Here is a 6,726-nt window from a genome sequence, read left to right on the forward strand (position 1 = left end):
CTCGAGCTCTCGTGTTCCACGTCACACACGGCAATACTGAAGAAGGAGGTGTGCCCAACACGCACCGACTCGAGAACAGGAAAATGCCATGAACCGTTTTGTCCGCACCACATGCTTGACGACGTTCGCCGGAGCCGCCCTGTTCAGCGCCCCCGCCTACGCAGCCCCCACGGCCGGGCCCGGCGTGTCGGCGACTCCCAGCATCACCTACACGACCGACGGCACCACCGTCGCATTCAACTTCAACCTCAAGGGCACGCAGCACCATGCCAACGGGCCGGATCACACGACGACTCGTACCCCTGGCCCCATGTCCATGAGTGTCGACTTCGGTGACGGCAAAGGCCGTACCGGCGGTGATTCCGGCGTCCTGCAGTGCACCTCGAAGGGCGTCTCGCCGCTCAACTTCTCGTCTCCTTACCAGTACCGCTACGCCAAGCCCGGCACATACAAGGTGAAACTCGACTTCCGGTACTGCGGTGACGCCAACAACTCCCACGTCACGAAGACCGTCGACGTGAAGATCGGCGCGTCGGCGCAGCCCGTGCCCACGCCGTCCAAGCCGGGAACCTCCGGCGGCACGACGACGGGTTCGACCACCGTGGGCCCGAAGGTGCAGACCGACATGACGCACGAGGGCAGCTCGACGAACACCACCGCGGCGTTCGCGGGCGGCGCGCTTCTCGCCGCAGCGGGCGGCACGCTCGTCGTTCGCCGTCGCACCCGATGACGGATCCGGCGAGCGGCCAGCCTTGTGGCGGCCCTCGCCGACACCCGGCAGCGGAACGGCCCGAACCTCACGAGAGGTTCGGGCCGATCCGCGTGTGCCCAGCCGGGCCGCCAGGCATTGGCTCAGGTGAGTTCGAGGTACTCGTCCCAGCCGCCGGGCGGCGTCTCGCCGGGGGCGAGGGCCTGTAGCTTCTTGACGACCTTCGGGTCCTGCGCGTCCATCCAGTCGCACAGCTCACGGAAGGACACCATCTTCGCGTCCTTGTGCGCGGCGACCTTGCGCATGACCTCCTCGACGGCGTCCATGTAGATGCCGCCGTTCCAGCCCTCGAAGTGGTTGCCGATGACGAGCGGAGCGCGGTTGCCCTCGTACGAACGGTTGAACCCGGCCATGTAGGAGTCGACGGCCTGCTTGCGCCACGTCGCGTGCATGGCCGGGTTGCCCTTCGTCACCTTCGACTGGTTGAACATGATGTTGTAGTCCATCGACAGCACCTGGAAGCGCGTGCCGGCCAGCGGGATGGACTGCAGGCTCATGTCCCACAGGCCCTTGTCCTTCTTCGGCCACATCTGCAGCGTGCTCTTGCTCGTGTCGTAGCGCCATCCGAGCTTTGAGGCCTCGGTGCGCAGGTTGTCGCCGCCCTCGAGGCAGGGCGTGCGTCCGCCGATGAGTTCCTTGTCGTAGTCGAACGGCAGCGGCGGCAGGTCGTGGAATCCGGTGTTGGTCCGCCAGTTCGCGACGAACGAGCGGGCCTGATCGATCTCGCTGCCCCAGTCGCTCGGCGACCACGTCGAGCCACCCGTCGGGCCGCAGAAGTGGCCGTTGAAGTGGGTACCGATCTCGTGGCCCTCAGTCCACGACTCACCGATGCCCTTGATCGTCGCGTGGACGCAGTCATCGGGCAGGAAGTTGATGTCGGTCGCACCAGGCTTGTGGTGCGGCGCGTGGTAGAGCGTCTTCTTGCTCTCGGGCAGGAAGTAGATGCCGGAGAGGAACAGCGTCATGTGCGCGCCGGTTTCACGTGAAACCTTGCGGAAGCGCGACAGCAACGGGTTGTCGACGAGCTCGGCCGCACCGTCCCACGACACGACGACGAACTGCGGCGGCACGTCGCCCTTCTCGAGCTTCTTGGGCTTGTAGAGCCCCGGCTGCGGGCCGGTGTCGCTCATCGACCCGTCGCCGATCGTCTTGCCCTGCGGGCTCGCCGACGACGCCGACGCCTTGGCCGAGCTGCCGGCCTTGACGCCCTTGCCGGAGCCGTCCGACTTCGACGACGTGCTGCATGCGGCGAGCGCCCACACGCCCGCGCCGCTCAGCACGGTGCGGCGCGCCACCGCAGCCTTCGACAGCGCCTTCGCGGTGCCGTCGTCGCCTCGTCCATCGTTCGTCGTTCCGTTGCCGTCAGCGGCCATGCTCACGTGTTCCTCCCGTTTGCCCCCGGTGTTCTTGTCTGCCGTTCCACAGTACGCGGGACCCCTGACGAGCGCCCAAGTCGACGCGCCGGACGGTGCGTCAGAGCAGGTCCTCCATCGCACAGCAGAGCACCTCGACGGCCGTCGCCCGCGCGCGGCAGGTCGACATCGGCACCTGGCCGAAACGGCCTCGCGCGACGGGGCTGCGGTTCAGCGCCCGGGTCGCGTGCTCGTCCCAGGTGACGTCGACGAACCAGGCGCCGTCAGCCTCGACGACCGCGCGCACGCGACCGAAAGCGCACACCTCTTGGCGCACGGCGAGATAGGCCCAGATGACGTCCCCCGCCCGCATCGTGCGGTAGCCACTGCGCAGGCACCAGCGTTCGAGTGGCTGCGAGCGCCCGATGGCAGCCCACACCGCCGTGGCGTCCGAGCGGGTGCGCCAGTCGTCGGGCTGGTGCTCGGCGTGCGCTGCGGGGTTGATGGGCAGCAACCAGTGGGCGTCCGAGCGCGACGGCGTGGCTACGGAATCCATACTCGTCAGCTTTCCACGCCGCCGCGGTGTTCCGCCTAGTCTCGCTGGCATGACCGTGAATCACCTCACCGACGAGGATTTCCTGGCTCTCTACGGCAGGTGGGCGCCGCTGACCCCGAGTGACGTCAAGCACTTCTTCGCGAGCTACCCCGGCTTGTGGTGGATCGCCGGGGGCTGGGCCATCGAGGCCTTCACGGGTGCATCACGCGAACACGACGACATCGATCCGTCCGTACTGCGTGATGACCTGCCCCTGCTTCGACGTCATCTCGCAGGACGCCTGCACGCCTGGGCCGCCGCGGCGGGTTCATTGACCCCACTGCTTCCCGACGTCGACGCGGATGGCGCGCCTGACGACGTCCTCCCGCGCGGGTGCGGGCAGATCTGGGCGAGGCCGGATGCCGCGAGCGCCTGGGAGTACGACATCCTGCTCAGCCCGGGGAGCGAGCAAGAGTGGGTCTACAAACGCGATTCCCGCCTTCGCCTCCCGATGACGCGAGCCCTGTGGGAGCGAGACGGCGTGCGTTACCTCCGGCCGGAACTGCAACTGCTCTTGAAATCGCGCGGGTTACGCGACAAGGACGAGCGCGACTTCACCGTCACGGCGCCACTGCTCGAGCGTTCGACACGAGAATGGCTGCGGGATGCCCTGACGCTTACCGAACCGAACCACCCCTGGATCGCTCGGCTGGACGATCTCGACGCGTGATGTCGTACGGCTCGCGGTGATCCTTGCCCGAGATCGCGTCGGGAACGACGCGATCTCGGGCAAGGTCATCACGTTCAGCCGTGCACCGCGGGCGCCTGGCCCTGACGTCGCGCCACCACGCGGTGCACACTCTCGAGCGCCGCGACGCCGACGAGCGCGCAGGCAGCCGCGATCGCCATCCTCGACAGGTTCGTCGGGTCGAGCGAGAACCAGCGACGGGTGAACGGCAGCAGGAACATCGGGACGTAGGCGAGGAAGCACGCCGTCACGAGCGCGAGACGCAGGCGGTCGAGCGGACGCGCGACGATGACGAGCACCCACCAGCTGCACGCGATGAGCGTCGTGAGCGTCGCCGTCGCGATCTGGGTGTGCCCGGCGCCGAACCCTCCGTCGGTCACTGCGTCCGCACCGCCGCCCTGGCCGTGGCGCACGAGCAGGTAGCACGCGAGCGTGACGGCGGCGATGACGAGCCCCGACGGAATCGCGAACCGCATGACGCGCGGCACGAATCCGCTGCGCGCTCGTTCGCTGTTGGGCAGCAGTGACAGCACGAACGAAGGAACGCCGATCGTGAACCAGGCGGCGATCGTCAGGTGGATCGGCTCGAACGGGTACGCGAGCGAGGGCGTGTGGAACAGGTGCGCCCCGAGCCCGAGCAGGCCGATGACGAGGGCGAGCGTCACCGCGTAGATCGTCTTCGTGAGGAACAGGTGAGCGACGCGTTCGATGTTGCCGATGACGCGGCGGCCCTCGGCGACGACGTGCGGCAGCGTCGCGAACTTGTTGTCGAGCAGGACGATCTGGGCGACGGCGCGTGTCGCGTCGCTGCCGGAGCCCATGGCGACGCCGACGTCCGCGTCCTTGAGGGCGAGGACGTCGTTGACGCCGTCACCGGTCATCGCGACGATGTGGTCGCGGCTGTGCAGCGCCCGCACCATCGCGCGCTTGCCGTCGGGCTTGACGCGCCCGAACACGACGCCCTTGTCGAGCGCGTCGGCGAGTTCGGCTGTGTCCGTGGGCAACTTGCGTGCGTCGAGCGCCTGGTCGGCCTCGCCGAGGCCGAGGGATTCGGCGACGGCGCCGACGCTGCGCGCGTTGTCGCCGGAGATGACCTTCACCTCGACGCCCTGGTCGTGGAAGTACTCGAGCGTCTTCGCGGCGTCGGGGCGCACCTTCTGCGCGAGCACGACGAGGGCGCGCGGCGTCAGCTCGCCGGACGCGCCGTCGGCGTCGACGCGCGTCTCCGCCTCGGCGAGCAGCAGCACGCGAGCGCCGCTCGCGCCGACCTCCGTTGCGCGCTCACCGTCGGCGCTGTCGGGGTCGAGCAGGATGTCGGCGGCGCCCATGACCCAGTTGCCGTGCCCGGCGAACGAGACGCCCGACCACTTCGTCGCGGAACTGAACGGCGCCCGCGCCTCGACGCCCCAACCCGGCGCATCGCCGAACGCGTCCTTGACGGCGAGCATCGTCGCGTTCGGGTGCTCGTCGGCGTGCGCGAGGGCGGCGAGTGCCTCCTTCGCACTGCCCTCGTCGGTGTCACCGAGCGGTTCGACGCGTTCGAGCGTCATGCCCGGCTCCGTAAGGGTGCCCGTCTTGTCGGCGCAGACGACATCGACGCGCGCGAGGCCCTCGATCGCTGGCAGCTCGTTGACGAGGCACTGACGGCGCCCGAGGCGGATGACGCCGACGGCGAACGCGACGGACGTCAGCAGCACGAGGCCCTCGGGCACCATCGGGGTCAGTGCGGCCACCATGCCGAGGACGGCCTGCTTCCAGTCGTCGCGCGCGAGCAGCAGCTGGTTGACGATCGTGATGAGGCCGGCGGGGATGAGCAGGTAGGTGATGACCTTGAGGATGCTGTCGATGCCGCTGCGCAGTTCGGAGCGCACGAGCGTGAATTCGCCGGCGTCGGCCGTGAGCTTGGCGGCGTACGAATCTCCGCCGACGGCGGTGGCGCGCATCAGCCCCGAGCCCGCGACGACGAAGCTGCCGGAGCGCAGGTCGTCGTCGCTGCGCTTGTCGATCGGGTCTGATTCACCCGTCAGCAGTGACTCGTCGACGTCGAGGTGATCGGCGCGCACGACGACACCGTCGACGGCGATCTGCGAACCGGACGACAGCTCGACGATGTCGCCGGTGACGATGTCCGTCGTCGGGATCTTCTTCGCCTCGTCGTCGCGCCGTACCGTCACCTCGGCCGTGTTGACGATACTGAGCTGCTTCAGCGTGTGACGGGCGCGCAGCTCCTGCGCAATGCCGACGATGCTGTTGATGACGATGGCGAGCCCGAACAGCGCGTTGCGCAGCGAGCCCGTCGCGACGACGAGGGCCACGAGGATCGCGAAGATCGCGTTGATGCGTGTGAACAGGTTCGCTCGCACGATCTGCCACGTCGAGCGCATGCCGTCGTCAGGGGCGTGGTTGACCTCCCCGCGACGCGTCAGTTCCTCCACCTCGGCCGTGCTCAGGCCCGCCTCGTGCTGTTCCCGCTCTCCCATCGACCCATTGTCTCGTGACGGCCTCCCCCGCGTGGCGCGAGGGCCGGGCCGAGACTCAGGGTGGCGGGTCACTCACAGGTAGGCGGGCAGCCGCGCGCCTACCTGTGAGTACCCGCCATCATGGGCTGCGATCAGATCTTCGACGCGCGATACCCCGCCTTGATCGCGGCAGCCGGCGTCGAGAAGCACATCTCGGGGTGCGTCTTCGCGTAGAAGCGCTGGCCGGGCCTGTGGAAGATGTGGCTCGACGCATTGCCCTTGATCGGCGCCCAACTGGGGCAGTTGACGCTGCCCTTCGGCATGACGATGGCGCTGCCGCGCGATGGCGCGGGGGCCGTCACCTTGACGTAGACACGCGTCGATGTCGAGGCCTTGTTCGTCGACGTCGCCTTGAGCTGAACGCTCCAGTATCCGCTCGCCTGCGGGGCCATCGACGTCGCGAAGTTGCCGCGCGCATCGGCCTTCAGCGTGCGCTGCGCGGTGTTCGGGGCAGAACCGTCAGCGTCGAAGAACACGACGACAGACGCACCCGGAGTCGCCGTCCAGGTCTTCGCCAGCTTCTGCGCCTGGCCCTTGAGCGTGATGCTCGAGCCCTTCGTGACCGTCGTCGGTGTCACGGCAAGGTTCGCGACGCGCGTCGTGACGGTCGCCGCGGCCAGGGCGGGCGTGGCGGTGAAGGCGGTGGCGGCGGCGAGCGTCGTCGCGCCGGCCAGGGCGAGGGCACGGTTCATCTGGGCGTTTCCTTCGAGGTGGGAGGGGTGACGGCCGTCGGCACGTCACCGCCGATCCTAGAGGTCATTGCGCTTTCAAGTTCTTGCTTTGCCGGCTCTTCACGAACGAGG

Annotated in this window: 6 protein-coding genes; 2 read left to right on the top strand and 4 right to left on the bottom strand. The window is 68.4% G+C overall.

The features are described 5' to 3' along the window. The first annotated feature begins 88 nt into the window (after positions 1-88). Positions 89-730, top strand: a complete 642-nt coding sequence (locus tag B2284_RS11220) for a hypothetical protein (protein WP_286697529.1) — start codon at positions 89-91, stop codon at positions 728-730. Positions 731-852: 122 nt separating this feature from the next. On the opposite strand, the gene B2284_RS11225 is transcribed toward B2284_RS11220, so the two are convergent. Next, positions 853-2,142, bottom strand: a complete 1,290-nt coding sequence (locus tag B2284_RS11225) for a polysaccharide deacetylase family protein (protein ID WP_286697531.1) — start codon at positions 2,140-2,142, stop codon at positions 853-855. A gap of 100 nt (positions 2,143-2,242) precedes the next feature. After that, a complete protein-coding gene (locus B2284_RS11230; RefSeq protein WP_051805389.1) occupies positions 2,243-2,677 on the bottom strand; it encodes a hypothetical protein in 435 nt (144 codons plus the stop codon). 49 nt (positions 2,678-2,726) lie between these two features. Between B2284_RS11230 and B2284_RS11235 the strand changes: the two genes are divergently transcribed. Beyond that, entirely contained in the window at positions 2,727-3,386 is a 660-nt protein-coding gene (locus B2284_RS11235; protein WP_074046587.1) for a hypothetical protein, read from the top strand. Positions 3,387-3,460: 74 nt separating this feature from the next. On the opposite strand, the gene B2284_RS11240 is transcribed toward B2284_RS11235, so the two are convergent. Together B2284_RS11240 and B2284_RS11245 are read right to left on the bottom strand one after the other, a co-directional pair. Next, on the bottom strand, positions 3,461-5,884 hold the full coding sequence (locus B2284_RS11240; protein WP_286697530.1) for an HAD-IC family P-type ATPase: 2,424 nt from the start codon (positions 5,882-5,884) through the stop codon (positions 3,461-3,463). Positions 5,885-6,015: 131 nt separating this feature from the next. After that, a complete protein-coding gene (locus B2284_RS11245) occupies positions 6,016-6,615 on the bottom strand; it encodes a sunset domain-containing protein (protein WP_038566091.1) in 600 nt (199 codons plus the stop codon). Positions 6,616-6,726: the final 111 nt, after the last annotated feature.

The sequence above is a fragment of the Dermacoccus sp. UBA1591 genome (genome assembly GCF_002322065.1).
Lineage (GTDB): Bacteria > Actinomycetota > Actinomycetes > Actinomycetales > Dermatophilaceae > Dermacoccus > Dermacoccus nishinomiyaensis.

What these genes read in the sequence shown, in the direction of transcription:
- B2284_RS11225 (WP_286697531.1), bottom strand. Translation starts at nt 2,142, where the DNA reads ATGGCCGCTGACGGCAACGGAACGACGAACGATGGACGAGGCGACGAC.
- B2284_RS11240 (WP_286697530.1), bottom strand. Translation starts at nt 5,884, where the DNA reads ATGGGAGAGCGGGAACAGCACGAGGCGGGCCTGAGCACGGCCGAGGTG.
- B2284_RS11245 (WP_038566091.1), bottom strand. Translation starts at nt 6,615, where the DNA reads ATGAACCGTGCCCTCGCCCTGGCCGGCGCGACGACGCTCGCCGCCGCC.
- B2284_RS11235 (WP_074046587.1), top strand. Translation starts at nt 2,727, where the DNA reads ATGACCGTGAATCACCTCACCGACGAGGATTTCCTGGCTCTCTACGGC.
- B2284_RS11220 (WP_286697529.1), top strand. Translation starts at nt 89, where the DNA reads ATGAACCGTTTTGTCCGCACCACATGCTTGACGACGTTCGCCGGAGCC.
- B2284_RS11230 (WP_051805389.1), bottom strand. Translation starts at nt 2,677, where the DNA reads ATGGATTCCGTAGCCACGCCGTCGCGCTCGGACGCCCACTGGTTGCTG.